Consider the following 17,336-nt stretch of genomic DNA (forward strand, 5'->3'; position numbering starts at 1 on the left):
GAGAACAACATGAACACAGCAGCCTCCTGCCCCGCGGCAGTAAAAGTTTCCCCCGAAATAACAGACGAGGACCGTGCACGGTTCCACGAAGTAATATCCACCGAACTTGCCGACTGGCAGATAGAACAGGTGGTCACGCCCACAAAAATCCATGCCCGGCAGGAAACCCTGCTGGCAGTGCACTGGCACCCGGAATTTGTGCCATTCAAATATATCTCCCAGCGCGTGGAAAAAATGTTCCCCAATGTGCACGACAAACTGATGATCCCCACGCAGCACAATGTGCTTATGAGTTACGGGGATTACACCGGGGTTGAAGTGGACTGCTATGCCAGCGGATTCAACCAGAAAGTACAGCTCCTGCTTCATTTTGAAAACGAAAAGGTCAAAGAGGCCCACGTTCTTAAATCCATGCTGGCTCATACTTTCAAATACCGCTCCTCCCAGCTTTTCGAATACATGGACTCCATTACCAAACCCATGGAAGAGCGAGTGGAAAAAGCAGCCAAAGCCACTGGTGCGGATGCAGATCTCGTGGAAATGGTCCGGGTCTACGTAACTAAAATCCAAACCATGCTTGATGAAGAGTGGTCCAGCGTACCCAAGGACTCCATCAAAAACAAACTGCTGAGCAATTACTTTGACGCCATGCGCCCCAAATACGGTGATAACCTGATCAACCGCATTCAGGCCTATCTCAAGGAAATTAAAAAGCAGGTCAAAGCCGACTTCTCCCTGAAATTCTTCTACCGGGCGACAGAGGTAATCGAAGAAGCGCGTTCCCTCGGCGGCTGCGTGGTTATCCCCCACCCCGAAGAATTCTGGCCCGTCCTACTGGCAAAATATGATGTGGACGGAATTGAAGTCTGGAACCCGCAATCCCAGCGCTACACCGACTTCCTTATTTCCGTGGTTAACGAGCAGAATGCATCCCGTTCCGCCGGGAGCAAGGAACTGCTGATCTTCATGGGCGATGATTGCCATATGAGTGAAAAGACCAAGCCGCTGGACACTCAGGATGCGACCAAAGCGGCCCGGGAAATAGGTCTGCAGCCTGCTTGGGACGACCTGAATATCAGGAAAAAACTTATTGTGGCCGGAATCGACCGCCATTCAGTAATACAGGAATACAAAGCCCGCATGGCCGGCTAGAATAATTTTATCTTCGTCATCGAATCTTTACCTTGCTGCAATCATTCTCATTACCCAAAGTGCTAGTAAGCAGCAAAACATCTATGGAGAATTCTGATGGCAAGTGAAAAGAAATTCGTATTTGAATCACTGCAGGATACGGATACAATCCGTACATTCCTGCAATCCCTTGTGGAAGGCTTTGAGTCCGGAAAGATCAAGCTTTCCACCAACGGTGATGAAATCGAGCTGCACCCTGAAGGTCTGCTTAACTTCACTGTAAAAGCAAGACGCAAAGAAAACGGCAACAAGATAAATATTAAAATCGGCTGGAAAGATTCCGACGGAAACGATAATCCCAGCGACAAAACCCTAAACATCGACACATAAATTATGCTCACATTTGAAGGGTTGGATGAAAACTTCAAGTTCCTCATCCTCGAGGTACTGAACCAACTTAAGGCTACCCGGGAATTCGTGGCTTCGCCCTCCCGTTCCCTGTTTCGCAAGATAACCTCTCGCGACGACTACATTGATAACCTGAAGACTGTCATCGAAAACAAGTCTTATTCCCGCATCAACAGCACCATGGACCTCGACACCAAGCTGCTGAACAAGATCAGGGCAATTCAGGTTTCATCGGTCAATCTGGAACGTATCGGCGATCATTGCGTCAACATTATCAACCAGATGGCCTATCTGGAGGATAAAGGTTGCGTTAACCGTTACGAATGCGCCGAAGCCTTTGATATCATCGAAGAAACAGTTGCAAAGATTGCTGAAGGTTTCAGTTCGGAAGATATGCCTCTGGCCCTTGAAATATGTAAATCGGAATACCGGCTGGATTCGCTTTACAAGGACAATTTCAACCGCATCATGGCCGAGATGGGCAGCGGTAAAAACATTCCTGACCGCGTAACCTGTCTCTTCATCTTCCGCTACCTTGAAAGGATCGGCGATTCCCTGCTCAATATCGGTGAATCAATCATTTTTTCAATCCTCGGCGAGCGCATCAAAATTGAGCAGTTTGAATCATTACAGCAGACTTTGAGCGTTTCCGGTTACGACGGTTCATTCTCGGATATCGACTTTCAGGGAATCTGGGGATCGCGCTCCGGATGCCGCATAGGCCATGTCCAGACCAAAGACAAGGATCAGGCTCCCCCGGTGGCTCAGGGAAGTATTTATAAAGAAGGCAATCTCGATAAAATCAAGCTGGAAAGGAACAGCCTTGAACAATGGAACCAACGCTTTCCAGGCATGGTGCCTGAAATCTTCGGATTCCACGAAAACAAGGATGAAAATAAAGGTTCCATGCTGGTCGAGTTTCTGCCCGGATGTACTCTCGATACCATGATCCTGACCTCTGATGACGCAGACCTTGAAAACGCACTGTTCACCCTAGAACAAACCCTGCGCCACGTCTGGAACATCACCAAAAAAGACAGCCCTGCTCCGACAACCTTCATGGCCCAGCTCAAATCGCGCCAAAATGGAGTATTGCAGGTTCACCCTGAATTTCACCGCAATGCGCGCCAGATGGGAAATGCTGAAATCATTTCCTCCGAAGCCCTGCTCAATGAGTGTGCGGCAATTGAAAAATCTCTTCCGGCCCCGTTCACTGTATTCATTCATGGCGATTTCAACTGCAACAATGTGGTTTACAGCAACGAGGACGAAAGGGTCAGATTCATCGACCTGCATCGCTCCCGCGACTTTGACTACATTCAGGATATTTCGGTCTTCCTTGTTTCCGGCTTCCGTATGCCGGTCTTTGAAAGGCCTATCAGAAACAAAATCAATGCCGTGATTTCACGCATGTACAGCTTTGCGGAAGAATTTGCTCAGGAAAACAAAGACGAAACCTGGCAGGCACGCCTTGCCCTTGCCCTGGCGCGCTCCTTCTACACATCCACTCGTTTCGAGTTCAACTACACTTTTGCCAAAGAAATGTTCAACCGTTCCATGTTCCTGCTGGAAAAGATGAACCGCTACAACGGTAAATGGAATAATTTCATTCTACCGGAAGACATCCTTCATTACTAAAAGCTTTCGAAAAGGTGCTGACAATGAAAATAGGTGTAATCGGACTTAAAGGCGCATGGTCCTCCGAACAGCTGGCCAAGGCAGTCGCTGATAAAACAAGCCGGGAACCGAGAATATTCGAGATGCAGGACATGCGTCTTGACCTCCCCTCCGGGAGGGCCGTTGTGGAAGGCGAAGACCTTTCAACTTATGACGCGCTGATCATCAAAAAAATAGGCAGGCAATACTCACCGGACCTGCTGGACCGCCTTGAAATGCTGCGCATGCTTGAAGGACGCGGATTAAAAATCTTTTCATCACCCTATTCTATCCTGCGCGTGCTGGATCGCCTTACCTGCACCATTTCTCTGCAATTGGGAGACATTCCCATGCCCCCGACCACTGTCACCGAAGACGTGGACCACGCTCTGGCAGCAGTTGAAGAATACGGCGAGGCAGTATTCAAGCCCCTGTACAGCACCAAGGCACGAGGCATGTTCGTCCTTAAACCCGGTCCTGAGGCTCGAAAAACAATTGAGGATTATCATAAAGAGTACAACACCATGTACATCCAAAAGACCATCGACCTCAATGACAGCGACCTCGGCATAGTCTTTCTCGGCGGTGAATATCTGACCACTTACGCCCGCTGCAAAACCACGGATTCATGGAACACTACAACCGTGAACGGCGGAAAGTACGCCCCCATTGATCCTCCGCAGGAAATCATCGACCTTGCGCAAAAGGCTCAGGCTATCTTCAACCTTGATTTCACATGTGTAGACGTAGCCATCACCCCTGACGGCCCCTTTATTTTTGAAGTATCTGCTTTCGGGGGCTTCCGCGGCCTGCGCGATGCAAGAGGCATTGATGCTGCTGCCCATTACGTAGACTATGTAATAGATAAGGTGAAAGGATAATGAACCAGACCGCAATGACCAGATCAGCAATTGTTGAAAAATACCGCAGAGAATTCCCGGCCCCCAAGTCCCTGTTTATTGATTTCGGCGGCTGCGTAATTGAAACACGGGTCAACAGCTCTGACTTACTGACCGACCTGAACAATTACTTCAAAGAATTTCTGGTCGACGCTGAAAAAGGAGACATCCTGATCACTGCGCACGAATGCCCTGCAGTGGACCTCGGCCTTGAATACACCGTAAAACAGCCTGATCCGGGTAAGACCAAGATCAAGGAAGAATTTCACGATCTCCCCGACGGTCGCGTGGTCTACAAAAGACTGACCGGAATGATCTTCGTCTTCGGTGGAGGCGAGAACATCGCTATCGGTCCCTGCATTGAAAACTCCAACCAGCTCATAAACTTCATCAACAACCGCTTTATAGAGTTCAAGCTCAACAATGGCTGCTATCTGGGACATGCCGCAGGGGTTATTGAAAACGGGCGCGGAATTGCCATGGCCGGATTTTCGGGCATGGGCAAATCAACCCTCGCCCTGCACCTGATGAGCCGCGGGACAACTTTCGTCAGCAATGACCGGATCATGGCTGAAGAGAACGCCGAAGATAACGGTAACTCCCTGACCATGTACGGCGTTGCCAAGCAGCCGCGCATCAACCCCGGAACAGCTCTAAACAACCCAGACCTTTCCTGCATTGTTGCCCCTGAAGATAAGGAAAAGTTCATATCCATGCCCAAGGAAGAACTCTGGGAACTGGAACATAAATACGATGCCCTCATAGATGAATGCTACGGCAAGGACAAATTTATACTCAAAGCTCCTATGAGCGGGCTGGTTATCCTTAATTGGCAGCGAGACAACTCTGAAACTGAGATAAAGATTGTTGATCCCAAGGAACGTAAGGACCTGCTTCCGGCCTTTATGAAAGGGACCGGACTCTTCTACCTACCGGACTCTCCGAAAAATGAAATGGATCCTGATGTTGACGCCTATGCTGATTTTCTGTCAAAGACAACTCTCATTGAAATCAGCGGCGGTGTGGATTTTGATAAAGCTGCCGATGCCTGCCTTAAATTCATGAAAGAAGGCAAACTTTAATCAACATTAATTATGACCAACCCAAGGAAGTTGATGCGCATAAAAATCGAACGAGAGGTCAGAGTGCCGGACCCGATCAAGTTGGAACGTTATAGAAGAACCCCGGACCTCGGCCCCCGAATACTCTTTTTCAGCGGCGGAACTGCGCTTAAAAAGACTTCCTCAGTACTTACCCAGTACACCCACAACAGTATCCATGTGATCACCCCCTTTGATTCCGGGGGAAGTTCTGCAGTCATCCGCAATCATTTCAATATGCTGGCTGTGGGCGATATCCGTAACAGGCTTATGGCCCTTGCAGACCAGTCAGTCCTTGGCAACCCTGAGATATACAAACTTTTTTCCTATCGCCTGCCAAGCGACGCCGAAGAAAATGAACTGCGCGCTGAATTTGAAGAAATGATGGAATGCAAGCACCGTCTTGTACGCGATATTCCGGCCCCCATGCGTAAAATCATCCGCAACCATTTCATTAAATTTGCCGACATCATGGATGATTTCAATCTGCGCGGAGCCAGCATCGGCAATATAATTTTAACCGCGGGATACATCAGCAACCGCCGTCATATAGACCCGGTAATCTATATTTTTTCCAAGCTGGTCGAAGTACGCGGAACAGTACGTCCCACAGTGAACATGGACGTCCATCTGGCGGCAGAATTGGAGGACGGGACCTTCGTTGTCGGACAGCACCTGCTTACCGGAAAGGAAGCCTCACCCATCGGTTCCGGCATCAGGAAACTCTGGCTGGCTGAAAAGCTAAGCGACTCCACCCCCTGCACAGTCCAGATTCGCGAAAAAATGACAAAACTGATCAACAGTGCGGAACTGATCTGCTACCCTTTGGGAAGTTTCTATTCCAGCGTAGTAGCCAACCTCTTGCCCGAAGGCATCGGCAGGGCTGTCAGTAAGAGCAAATGCCCCAAAGTTTTCACCCCCAACACCGGAACCGATCCGGAACTGAAAGGGCACTCCCTGACTGACCAGATCAAGAAGCTTCTCTACTACCTGCGCAAGGATGATCCTGAAAACATCGAGATCAAAGATGTGCTCAATTTCGTTCTTGTGGACTCGGTGAACGGCATTTATCCCGATGGAATCGATAAAAAAGAGATAAACAAACTCGGTATCAGGGTAATCGACTGCGAACTTGTCAGCGAGGAAAGCACCCCCTACCTGGACCCGGAACTTCTCTCGCAGGCCCTGCTTTCGCTGACCTGACTACCGAATAAAAAGGCAGGTACATATGAGTAAAGAAGGTAGAAACAAGGTAAGCCTGAAAAAGAAAGTCGGGCATGAAGAAGCCGTAGCCATTCTGGAAGACATCCTGAAAAACTTCAAATCAGGAAACATGGTTATCCAGAACGGCGAAGATTCACTAACCCTGAATCCTTCTGGCCAAATCAGTATGGAAATCAAGGCCAAAACCAAGAAGCTGAAAAACAAACTCAGTATGGAACTTTCTTGGAAAGTGGAACCGATTGAGGTTGAGGATTTCAACATTACTGAATCCGGGCCTGATGATCCCGAAGATGAAACTCAAGAGCCAAAACCTGATTTCGGCAAGGCAAGGGTCATTAAAAAAGCTGAGTAACACATTAACTCAACGCATATATTCCAACTCCTCTCTAAATCAAATAGGGAGGAGTTTTTTATCCTCTAGTGAGAAATAACGCTCACCAATATTGCTCCGCTCCATTTTACGCTGGTCAAACCACGAACAATGCTTATTTATTCCGAATACCAAATTCACCACACAAACACAGGACACTTAAATGTTACCAGTTATTATTGACACTGAACTCTGTAAAAGGGACGAACTTTGTGTACATGAATGCCCGCTCATGGTCCTGACCGTGGAAGAAAAAGGGCAAGTCCCCGTAGTCCACCCCAAGAAAACCAACTACTGTATCAATTGCGGCCACTGTATGGCCATCTGCCCCACCGGGGCCATCACCCTGAGTGCTTTTGAAGGACAAGCAGCAGAGCCCTTCAGCAAAGAAGACCTTCCTGACTCCGCTGCTGTTGAAACACTGATCAAAACCCGCCGCTCCGTGCGTAAATTCAAAAAGAAGAATATCAGCGCAGATGAGGTAGGCGAGCTTATCCACACCGCAGCCTATGCTCCTTCCGGTCACAGTGCCCAGCCTGTTTCATGGACAGTCCTTGATACACCTGAGAAGGTCCATGAACTGGGAATAATCGTTGTTGAATGGATGGAAGAAATGGTGCAGCAGAAGAATCCGCTGGCGGAAAAACTGTTTCTTGCCGGATTGGTTAATACCTGGAAAAAAGGCAAAGACGTGATCTGTCGCGATGCTCCTGCTGTTGCGGTTGCATGGGCACCGAAGCTTGGCATTACCCCACAGGCCGACACTGTAATCGCCACCAACACCCTTGAGATTGCGGCTCATGCGAAAGGATATGGAACCTGCTGGGCCGGATATGTGGTGCTGGCAGCGGCATACAGCCAGAAGGTGCTGGATTACCTCGGAGTTCCCGAAGGACATATGGCCCACGGAGCTCTTTTCCTCGGTCATCCGGCAGTTAAGTACCGCAGTATTCCACCGCGGCACAAAGCCGTAGCTGAAGAACAGGACGGGAAATTCATTTTCCGTGCCCGTCCTAATACGCACTAAAAAAATTACCCCCATTTTCTATAGAAAATGGGGGTAATTTTATTTTTCTTCATTAACACGCTTACCGGGCATGAAGGCCGTGCGTAGAAATTTCGGAGTAAAAATCCGGAAGGGATTGCGGACCAGCATGTCCGGCATGACGTGATACCAGCGGTATCCCAGACGATGGTACACCTTTTTAGCGAGGCAGCCATATCCGGTCTGCCTTGCGGCCCATAGAGCGGCATCGCGCTGGCATCTTGAAGTTGCGACAGCTTTGAATATTTTATCGCTGAACCCTTTATCAACGAGCATCTTGCGAATACGCAAATATTCCCGGTAACGGCTGATAATATCAGCTACGGAGAAGAAAGCCCCGGTCACCCAGCTCATTGCAATTGCAGCCGAGGTGATAAACCCCAGACTATGCCCGTCACGGTAAAATTCAGCAGCAAGCCATGCCAAAGTCACGACCATGCCGATACAAAGCCCCAGAACAAAATGAGGTAAAGGGGCCACACGTAAATAATTATATTTCTTCTGTGCAAGAGCCTTTATCATCGTAATTCGCCTGTAAAGTCATCAAACTAAAAAACTATCAGCGACCTAATAGTCTACGCCACGACTAGGGAATTACCATCGTAATCAAAACCGTTCAAGAAATATCGGACACAGAAAAACAGCCGGTATGCTGCGCAAAACAACAAATTCAAGCGCTAGTATTTTATAACCTTAGCCAGCTCAGCCAGCAAATCATCAACATTAAAAGGCTTAGTAATGCGTGAATCCATACCGCTGTCAAAACACCTCTGAAGAAAATCTTCGCCCACATTGGCTGTAAGGGCCACTATCCTGACCGGAGAATGGGTTTTACGTATTGCGCGCGCAGCACCAAAGCCATCAAGCACAGGCATCTGGATATCCATAAAAATTATATCGAAATCATCTGATTCATTGAATGTATCCACTGCATCCTTGCCATTTTCGACCATCACATAGTTTGTAAGGCCGTTCTTCTCAAAAACCTTGCGCAACAGAATACGGTTCATCTTGCTATCCTCGGCCACCAGAACCTTCAAGCCGGAATAATCAACTAAATCAGAGTCTTTTTCAGAACCGTTAACAGCTTCCTGCGGCTGATTTACGTTTTGGCACACTTCAACTGGCAGTACAAAAGAGAATAAAGCACCCCCCTGCTCATTGTTACGGGCTGAAAGCTCACCGCCCAAATGCTTGACCAGCTTATAGCAGATAGCCAGTCCAAGACCGGTTCCCCCGAATTTTCTGGTAATACTCGGGTCGGCCTGTACAAAGGATTCAAATAAGGATTCCGCACCATCTTTGGGCAAACCGATTCCGGTATCCGAAACCTCAAAAAGCAGATGAAGCTTATTCCCTTCGCCAACAGTCCCCTCCGGTCTGCATCTAAGGGTCACATTTCCTTTATCAGTAAACTTGACCCCGTTTCCAAGCAGATTGACCAGAACCTGACGCAGCCTGAGACTGTCCACGCGTACACAATCCGGCACATTCTCAGCTTCAAGGATCACCTGCAAAGGCTTATTCATGGCCCCGATATCGACAACAGCCCGCATCTCCTGCAGGAAAGCCGGGAAGTCGATATTTTCTTCATTTAATTCCATATGAACAGAATCAAGCTTTGAATAATCAAGAATATCGTTAACAATGACCAGCAGACTGTCTACTGACGACTTGATCAACCTCAGATTTTCCTGCTGCTCAGAAGTCAATTCTGAGCGTTGAAGCAACTGAACCATACCTTTGACAGCATTCATGGGAGTTCTGAACTCATGGGTCATATTTGCCAGAAAACGCCCTTTGGCCTCATTGGCTTCCTGCGCCTCTTCCCTGCTGCTTCTCAGCTCTTTCTCAATCCTTTTCAATTCAGAAATATCTTCAACAGCAACAAGGACCCGCTCCCAAGAATCTTCACACCCCGGAACAATGGTCAGGTTAAGAATAAAAAACTGTTCCCTGCCATCCAGACGCAGAAAACTGAATTCACTGCGATGCCTTTCGGCACCTTTGAGCAGATCCAGAAAAACAGTCCTGTAAATACGCCATGAATGCTGGGTCACATAGGGAGAGAAGCCGTCATCGATCAGCTGTTCAAGAGAGGATGTTCCGAAAAACTCAATGGTACGGTTATTGGCATCAATTATTCGTATGTGCTCTACACATCGAGACACAGACTTGTGATCAGACAGAAGCTCTTCGCGGATAACCGGCAGCATGTCCGGGCCATAAGAATCAAAAATATCTTTTACTGAACTCAGATCGAGTTCCCACAGGGCGACCGGGGAATTCTCAAATAGGGACCTAAACCGCCACTCACTTTTTTGCTGCTCTTTTTCTGCTTTTTTCCGGGCAGTTACATCAATTACAAATCCTTCCACATAAGCAGACATTCCCGGCTCAGATTCAACAAGCCTCATGTCTCTTGAGGTCCAGACCGTGCCACCATCCTTACGCTGGCATTCAACTTCATACGAAGCAACCTGTCCGGCAAAACGCAACATCTGCACACAACGCTGCCAGTCCTGACTATTCATATAAACCTGATCGCCGACACTGGAAACTTCCGAGATCAGTTCATCGCTGTTCTCATAGCCGTATAATTCCGCAAGAGCTTTGTTTGCAGTCAGATAACTTCCGTCCAAAGTCGCCTGAAAAATTCCCATGGGGGCATTATCAAAAATATCGCGAAACTTAATCTCAGCCCGTCTGCGCAAGGCATCCGCAAGATGTCGATTCCTGATCTCCTGCTCGACCTTATCCTTCTGCCTGTTAACCTCATCTATTCTACGGGAGGCCTCCTGCATTCGAGCTTCATAAATCTTATTTCGCAGCACTCCCCGGATAAGCCAGAAACACCCTACTGAGATCAAAATGAAGATAAACAGGTACAGTGCAAACTGCATCCTGATACTTAAAAATCCGAAGAACTGTTCCTCTTCGACTAGACTTATTACGCTGAGTGATGTCCCCTGAACTGGCGAGGAAATAGCCAGATAGTCAACTTCACGGCCAGATTTACCGGCTTCCAGAACAGTAAGGCCGTCCCAGTCATGAAGAACATCCATGAGCAGCAACTCGCCACTCTGGCGGGCAGAAAGGTCTGAGACAGCGACCACCACCCCGCCAACACGCAGAAAATCGATGCCCATAGAAGGAGATATCGTCATAAACTCGAGGCTTCGATGCAAACTTTCAATTCTGGTCCAGCCGACAACAGTCCCCCTTATCCCCTGGGAAACATCAATGGGTACACTGACGACAATAGAAAGCTCCCCGCCATACTCTCCCGCAAAAAAAGCAGGAGTCCCATACCGGACCCTGAATCTGGAAAACTCATAATCATCTGCATTCAACAGACACTCGCTATCAGAATCCAGAATCAGATCACCATCTTTATCAAGTACGGCAATCCGTGAAAAAACAAGTTCGTCCCCCAGATTTCTCTTAGCCAGAGTTCGATTAAGCAGAGAACATATATCTCCGGCTATTGCTGGAGCTTGCTGGACAATTTCACCCTCTCCTTCTTTCAATACATTGAGCAGGGAGCGCACAGACTTACTGGCGGCCACACGCTTCAATTCAGAAACCCGTTCGGAATAATAAAAACTTACAGCCATAGCCCGTTTGGCGGATTCACCGACAAATAATTCGCGGGCAGTATTCCTGACCTGCAACTGAGAGGAATACCCCGTCCACAAAATCAGTCCGACAAATCCGGCAAAGATTAAAATCGTACAGATCAGAAGGATACGGTAGCCCGAACGGCTCTTATGGCTAGTCTTATTTTTACTCATCAAATCAGATATTTCCATTGCTGGAGAAATAAAATTAAACCATTAAGCAAAGAATGTGCACTAAATTTCGTGATAAATTAATTCAACCTAAGACAAACTATATGCCTTTATTAAAAATATTGTAACAATCTTAGCATACTTAGGCTTATTTTTCGCACAATTTAATAAAAAAACAAACCCCTGCTTGACACTGAAAATCATTTTCAGTAAACAATAAACAACACCAAAAAACATGGAGGCAATTATGTGCGCAGCTCTTATCGGCGGAATGGACAGACTTAAACGGGATTATATTGTTTCTGCCAAGGAAAAAGGCGTTAAACTTAAGGTATTCACAGGGAAAGAAAACAAGGTCTCTGCAAAATTAGGCAGTGCCGACCATGTAATCATCTTCACCAATCAAATTTCCCATGCAGCGAAAAAAGATATCGTAAAATACACCAAGGCCAAGCAGATACCTCTGCATATGTTCCACTCATGTGGAGTTTCCACCCTGAAAAGCTGCCTCGAAAATCTTTAATACCACGGCGGGAAAGACGGTTTGGAGACAGTCTTTCAGCCAGCCGAGGACATCAGTTTCTGATCCCTGCTATTCATGCAGAGAACGCAAAAGATCAATATTCTTTTTATCTAGCTTAAAGTCAGGATCATCTTCTTTCGGAGTTTCAATAACCTTAGGTACGGCTGCAAACCGTTCGTCATTGATGATATACCTGAATCCATCAAGTCCGATACTGCCCTGCCCGATATGTTCATGGCGATCCTTATTGGAACCAAGCTCCTGTTTACTGTCATTGAGATGAAAAAAACGGATAAAATCAATTCCGATCAGCTTGTCAAAGCGTTCGAATACCTCAGCGCATGACTCTGCACTGCGAAGGTCGTACCCGGCGGCAAAGGCATGGCAGGTATCAAAGCAGACGCCCATCCGCGATGTGTAGCCGGAATCTTCCAGAATAGTGGCCAATTCCCCGAACCTGCTGCCCAGATTAGTTCCCTGTCCGGCAGTATTCTCAATAAGCACTTTTACTTCCTCGGTTTCCGAAAGGGCAATGGCCTGATCCAAATTTGCAACATACCGTTCAAGGGCTTCAAGCTTACCGGACCCAAGATGAGAGCCGGGGTGGGTAACCAGATATTCGATGCCCAGCTTTTCGGTACGACGCAATTCTTCAGCAAAAGCTTTTACAGATTTATCAGCACTGTCCGGTTTAGGTGAAGCAAGGTTTATGAGATATGAATCATGGACGCTGACCGGATAGTTGCCCCATTCTTCACGCAATTTCTTAAAATTTTCCACTACCTTTTCTTCAAGAGGTTTCACCTTCCACTGACGCTGGTTGCGGGTAAAAATCTGCAACGCTGTTCCGCCGACAGACATAATCCGCTCCACAGCCTTATCCACCCCGCCGGTTATGGGCATATGGGCACCTATATACATAGAAAATATCCTTCTCTTATTTACGAATCCTAGTTCTTCACTGTTGCCAGTTCCAACAGTATCGGAGCCAGCAGTCGCGGGTCAATCAGACCATCAGACTCGTCTGAAACCAAAGTGCGGTCAATTACTTTCAAAGGAAACTTTTCCAAGGCAGCCAAGTCCGGCTTTTCCTGATAAGTACCATTTTCAGAATCGATAAGGATATAATTAAGCACTGCTTCCGAGCCGATATAAGCGGAATTGTCCATACGCAGAACTTCAAGCAACCGCTCAACCTGCAGATTAATATTATGGCCGATCAGTTCCGGATCAAATCCCATATTCGGAATAAAGATTTTGGGACAGGGATTCGTTGAAATAGCTTGCCCCAATCCCTGAGGGGAGATCGCAGCCAGCATGCTGGAATAGAAACTGCCCATGGGATAAACGATCATATCCGCATTATTAACCAGATTTATAGCCAGCGAAGAACCATGCACCGGTCGCGGCCATGGATCATCCACCCCGGAACAAATCCACATGCCATCGATGGGGGAGGATATCGGGTCAGTCTCCTTGCCCGTGAATTGATGTTGCCCGGCCAGAATTTCGCCATTTTCCAGACGAACAGCCAGATGTCCGTTATCCACTGTGGAAGCCCGGACAATTCCCCTTGCCCCGATAAGCCGGGAAAGCTGAGCGATAGGCGGGGCAAGAATTCGCTGATGGGCCATAAACCCTGCCGCGAGCACTATATTTCCAAGACTGGCATTAACCGGATCAAAATTATCCCCGGCCAACTCAATAAACAGGGCAAAGCGATCGGAAAGTATTTTCCGTACTATTTCAGAAAAACCGTCCATCAGGGAATGTGAACCATTGGCAAGGTGGGAAAGCTGCCCGTAAAGAGCGGTCTTGTCAGCATAACGAGGCAAACGGGTTGCAAGAAGCTCCACAATATTCGACTTCTCGGGATTTTCCCTGTCCGCAAGGGCAAGCAGGCGGTTGCGAACATCACCCACTGCAGGCATGTCAAAGACTTCGCGCAGAGCAGCAGAACTGCCCCCGGAATCAAAAGTGGTGATGATATAAGCACACTTCGGATTGACTTTCGCGAGCTCGGCGGCCAACCCGTTCAAGGCCGTCCCCCCGCTGAAAAAAACAATTTCCGGATGCTCTTTGTTCACTAGCGTCCCGCCTATTTTTTTACTGTACCTTTATGGAAATTTCCCAACTGCGAGAAAATACAGGAAAACTATGTCGCAAAAAAAGACCTGAAGAACACCAAAGGCCACGATTCATTCTGCGAAAACAATTCCAGTTTTCCTTGCAGACCGGCACCCTTTTTATTATTCAGGGCAATATATTCGACATATTCTATTTTCATAATTAGCAAACAACATACCTCAATCTCACTGATATGAAAAACATTTTTCTTAACATACATGGATTTGGATCTTCAGGCGCAAACTCCAAGGCAGCAGCACTGAGCAAAAACTTCCCTGACCATGAGCTGATCAGCCCGGATCTGCCACCGGACCCGCTGGAGTCCCTTGAAATTATCGAGGCCATTGTGCTGGAAAACATAAGCCGCCCATTGATCCTGCAAGGTTCATCAATGGGCGGACTGTATTCACTGATTATGCATTTCAGGCATTCTGTCCCGGCCCTGCTCATTAATCCGGCGTTGACTCCGGCAGCATTGGTCCGCAACCGTCTGGGCGATACATACGAATTTGCCAACGGTGACAGCATCCTCATTTCCGAAGATCACGTAAACCGCTTTGCAGAAGTGGAAGATGAATTGAATAAGGGGATTGCGGAAAAAGGAGTTCGTAATGGAGAAGTACTGGCTCTGATAGGCGAACAGGACGAGCTCCTTGATCAGAAAATTATGAAATCAATACTCAGAAAAGCAGGGGCTGATATTATTTCCTACAATACCGACCACCGTTTTGAGGGATATGAGCAGACCTGCCGCCATGACATTAAGGTGAGGGAATTTCTGCTGAACTTGCGGGGTTAATCTTTTTCCCCGCCCAAGCGCCCTACAGGCATAAGATCGTTCATCTCGCTGATGTAGCCATTTTCGAGATTGTTCACTTCCTGAATATAAGTCTTGAAAGTAAGGTCCATGGACGGATCCGTAAACTTATGCAGACTATAGGATGGAGTGGAAAAAAATCCGCGTCTGGCCTTATGCTCGCCGCCCATGCCGGGATCATAGGTACTCATGCCGTTAGCAACAGCCCATTCAATGGGGGCGTAATAACAAAGCTCAAAGTGGAGAAAACGGACTTCCTCAAAACATCCCCAGTACCTGCCCCAGAGTCTGTCACCGGAAAACACAAACATTGATAGTGCCAGCGGATCAGGATCATCTCCTCGCAAGGCTACGGTAAACATGAGGTTTTCCCGCATGTTATGCTTCAGCATCTCAAAGAAATCAGGTGTAAGGTATTTGCAGCTCCAGACCCCGAACTTATCGTTGGTGGATACGTAACAACTATACATGAGGTCGAAGTAACGGTCCGGTATTTCATAACCTGTCAAAGTCAGAACCCGGATATTTTCGCTGCGCAAGGCCTTACGTTCACGCCGGACTGTCTTACGCCTGTTACTGTTCAAGGTAGTAAGCCAATGGTCAAAATCCCGATAATCATCATTGGTCCAGACATATCCCTGATGCTTCCATGCGGCATAACCATAGGACTCCATTTCAATGGCCCAATCCGGGTCAACAAAATTGAAGGCACAACTGCCCAGTCCGTTAATTGAGCAGAAACGGTCGAGAGTCTGACTGATTAATGCGTTGATCTTTTTTGCGGAGGCATCAGGAGCTACCATAAAACGATAACCGGATGCAGGAGTATAGGGACTCATACCTACAATCTTGGGGTAATAGGCCATCCCGCCCTTCTGAGCCACTTCCACCCATACCCGGTCAAAAATAAACTCACCTTCACTCTGATCCCGGACAAAAAGAGGAGCCGCACCCACTAGCCGCCCCTCGGACCGGACAAGTAGATGGGCGGTAAGCCAACCGGTTTCCGGCGTGGCGCTCCTGCTCTGCTCAATAAGACGCAGCCAGTCCCACTCAAGAAAAGGAAAATTCAATTTCTTTGCGAGAAGGTTCCATTCATCACGATCGACTTCTGTGATAGAAGGAATCCATGAAATTTCAAATCCGTCCAGAATATCAGTCATTTACCAACCCTAAAAACTACTGACCGCTGACTTTCCCGGCAAATGATCTTGATACCGAAAAATAATCCGCAACCCATTCCATAAAGACTCCCGCCGTATTGGAGTAATCTTCGCTGTTCCATACCATGTATATGTCCATACGCGGAAAATCATCGCTTATGGGCACCATAGCAATCCCCTTGCGTGACACACGGCTGTTTTCCGGTAGAAATGTTACCCCCATGCCTGATGAAATCAAAGCCGAAGCACCGGAAAGACCGGAAATTTCCTGCTTGACCTTCGGCACCAGTCCTCTAGATCTAAAGGCAGCCATGATAGCATCATAAAGGTCCGGCTGTCCGCTCCGGGGAAACATTAACAGGTTCTCCCTCGCGATTTCTTTCAATGATACGCTTTTTTCAGCCGTAAAGATATGATCTTCCGGCACCGCAAGAACATGTTTTCTGGAAAAAAGTTTAACCGATGATAACCCTTCCATGGCGCGTAGATAAACCGTTGAAAATCCCACATCCAACTCACCGGAATGAATTCTCTCCAGCTGAATGGAAGCACCGAACTGGCTGAGCCGAACCGAAACTCCGGGGTATCTATGGCTGAAAGAACGCACAGCTTCGGGCAAAAGACTGTCCATGGCAATCTCCATGAACCCGACCCTTATATTGCCGTATTCACCTTTGGCCATCCTTCCGACAGTAGCCGCTGCTTCTTCAGCCTGCGCCACTATATCAAGAGCCTGCTTGTAAAAATAGCGCCCTTCATTGGTCAGGCGTACTTTACGGCTGTTTCGCTCCAGCAGGCGCGCACCAAGTTCTTCTTCCAGCCCCTTTATCTGCTGTGAAAAAGGAGGCTGAGCAATATGCACCCTGCGGGCCGCACGTCCGAAGTGCAATTCCTCGGCCACGGCAATAAAATATCTCAGTTGCCTTAATTCCATCAATTAGAATCCATTTTAAAGCCAACCGGAAGAAATTCCCCGGTTTGGTTTTATTCAACAATAAATCCTGTATAATTACAATATTAAACTCCGCAGGCAAAAAAACGGCAAAAAGTTTGATTGCTTTTTTTCCCGCCTTGAGCCAACC

The 17,336-nt window shown here is 47.6% G+C and carries 16 protein-coding genes; 10 read left to right on the plus strand and 6 right to left on the minus strand.

The features are described 5' to 3' along the window. Positions 1 to 9 precede the first annotated feature (9 nt). The 8 genes from ACNI23_RS11280 (at position 10) to ACNI23_RS11315 (ending at position 7,815) form a co-directional block, all read left to right on the plus strand. The gene (locus ACNI23_RS11280; RefSeq protein ID WP_420248755.1) at positions 10 to 1,152 is read left to right on the plus strand and encodes a hypothetical protein; all 1,143 of its coding nucleotides are present in this window, start codon (positions 10 to 12) and stop codon (positions 1,150 to 1,152) included. Positions 1,153 to 1,248: 96 nt separating this feature from the next. Continuing rightward, positions 1,249 to 1,521, plus strand: coding sequence for an amphi-Trp domain-containing protein (locus tag ACNI23_RS11285; RefSeq protein ID WP_420248757.1), 273 nt, complete (start codon positions 1,249 to 1,251; stop codon positions 1,519 to 1,521). A 3-nt stretch (positions 1,522 to 1,524) separates the two neighbouring features. Beyond that, positions 1,525 to 3,177 (plus strand): PhoU domain-containing protein, encoded by a 1,653-nt coding sequence (locus ACNI23_RS11290; RefSeq protein ID WP_420248759.1) that lies wholly within the window; start codon positions 1,525 to 1,527, stop codon positions 3,175 to 3,177. A 23-nt stretch (positions 3,178 to 3,200) separates the two neighbouring features. Further along, entirely contained in the window at positions 3,201 to 4,076 is an 876-nt protein-coding gene (locus ACNI23_RS11295; RefSeq protein WP_420248761.1) for a GAK system ATP-grasp enzyme, read from the plus strand. Next, positions 4,076 to 5,176, plus strand: coding sequence for an HprK-related kinase B (locus ACNI23_RS11300; RefSeq protein WP_420248762.1), 1,101 nt, complete (start codon positions 4,076 to 4,078; stop codon positions 5,174 to 5,176). Before ACNI23_RS11295 ends, ACNI23_RS11300 begins: the two co-directional genes overlap by 1 nt. A 33-nt stretch (positions 5,177 to 5,209) precedes the next feature. Continuing rightward, positions 5,210 to 6,397 carry a GAK system CofD-like protein gene (locus ACNI23_RS11305; RefSeq protein ID WP_420248763.1) on the plus strand — a complete coding sequence of 396 codons (1,188 nt, stop codon included), beginning with the start codon at positions 5,210 to 5,212 and terminating at the stop codon, positions 6,395 to 6,397. A gap of 25 nt (positions 6,398 to 6,422) precedes the next feature. Beyond that, positions 6,423 to 6,770, plus strand: coding sequence for an amphi-Trp domain-containing protein (locus tag ACNI23_RS11310; RefSeq protein WP_420248765.1), 348 nt, complete (start codon positions 6,423 to 6,425; stop codon positions 6,768 to 6,770). A 181-nt stretch (positions 6,771 to 6,951) separates the two neighbouring features. Next, a complete protein-coding gene (locus tag ACNI23_RS11315) occupies positions 6,952 to 7,815 on the plus strand; it encodes a nitroreductase family protein (RefSeq protein ID WP_420248767.1) in 864 nt (287 codons plus the stop codon). Positions 7,816 to 7,854: 39 nt separating this feature from the next. On the opposite strand, the gene ACNI23_RS11320 is transcribed toward ACNI23_RS11315, so the two are convergent. After that, on the minus strand, positions 7,855 to 8,355 hold the full coding sequence (locus tag ACNI23_RS11320; RefSeq protein WP_015852961.1) for a hypothetical protein: 501 nt from the start codon (positions 8,353 to 8,355) through the stop codon (positions 7,855 to 7,857). A gap of 155 nt (positions 8,356 to 8,510) precedes the next feature. Then, positions 8,511 to 11,627 carry a PAS domain S-box protein gene (locus ACNI23_RS11325; protein WP_420248769.1) on the minus strand — a complete coding sequence of 1,039 codons (3,117 nt, stop codon included), beginning with the start codon at positions 11,625 to 11,627 and terminating at the stop codon, positions 8,511 to 8,513. A 244-nt stretch (positions 11,628 to 11,871) separates the two neighbouring features. On the opposite strand from ACNI23_RS11325, the gene ACNI23_RS11330 reads away from it, so the two are divergent. After that, complete coding sequence (locus ACNI23_RS11330; RefSeq protein WP_015852963.1) at positions 11,872 to 12,147, plus strand: DUF2325 domain-containing protein; 276 nt, start codon at positions 11,872 to 11,874, stop codon at positions 12,145 to 12,147. 69 nt (positions 12,148 to 12,216) lie between these two features. Here ACNI23_RS11330 and ACNI23_RS11335 read toward each other — a convergent pair whose 3' ends face one another. After that, on the minus strand, positions 12,217 to 13,068 hold the full coding sequence (locus tag ACNI23_RS11335) for a deoxyribonuclease IV (protein ID WP_420248771.1): 852 nt from the start codon (positions 13,066 to 13,068) through the stop codon (positions 12,217 to 12,219). Positions 13,069 to 13,097: 29 nt separating this feature from the next. After that, positions 13,098 to 14,234, minus strand: coding sequence for a GAK system CofD-like protein (locus ACNI23_RS11340; RefSeq protein ID WP_420248772.1), 1,137 nt, complete (start codon positions 14,232 to 14,234; stop codon positions 13,098 to 13,100). A 233-nt stretch (positions 14,235 to 14,467) separates the two neighbouring features. Here ACNI23_RS11340 and ACNI23_RS11345 point away from each other — a divergent pair, with 233 nt between their 5' ends. Beyond that, positions 14,468 to 15,073 carry a YqiA/YcfP family alpha/beta fold hydrolase gene (locus ACNI23_RS11345; protein ID WP_420248774.1) on the plus strand — a complete coding sequence of 202 codons (606 nt, stop codon included), beginning with the start codon at positions 14,468 to 14,470 and terminating at the stop codon, positions 15,071 to 15,073. Here ACNI23_RS11345 and ACNI23_RS11350 read toward each other — a convergent pair. Together ACNI23_RS11350 and ACNI23_RS11355 are read right to left on the minus strand one after the other, a co-directional pair. Next, positions 15,070 to 16,254, minus strand: coding sequence for a GNAT family N-acetyltransferase (locus tag ACNI23_RS11350; protein ID WP_420248776.1), 1,185 nt, complete (start codon positions 16,252 to 16,254; stop codon positions 15,070 to 15,072). The genes ACNI23_RS11345 and ACNI23_RS11350 overlap by 4 nt on opposite strands. Positions 16,255 to 16,270: 16 nt before the next feature. After that, positions 16,271 to 17,188 (minus strand): LysR family transcriptional regulator, encoded by a 918-nt coding sequence (locus tag ACNI23_RS11355; RefSeq protein WP_420248778.1) that lies wholly within the window; start codon positions 17,186 to 17,188, stop codon positions 16,271 to 16,273. Positions 17,189 to 17,336 lie beyond the last annotated feature (148 nt).

Origin of the sequence: Maridesulfovibrio pacificus (SeqCode) (assembly GCF_048612815.1) — a bacterium.
Lineage (GTDB): Bacteria > Desulfobacterota > Desulfovibrionia > Desulfovibrionales > Desulfovibrionaceae > Maridesulfovibrio > Maridesulfovibrio pacificus.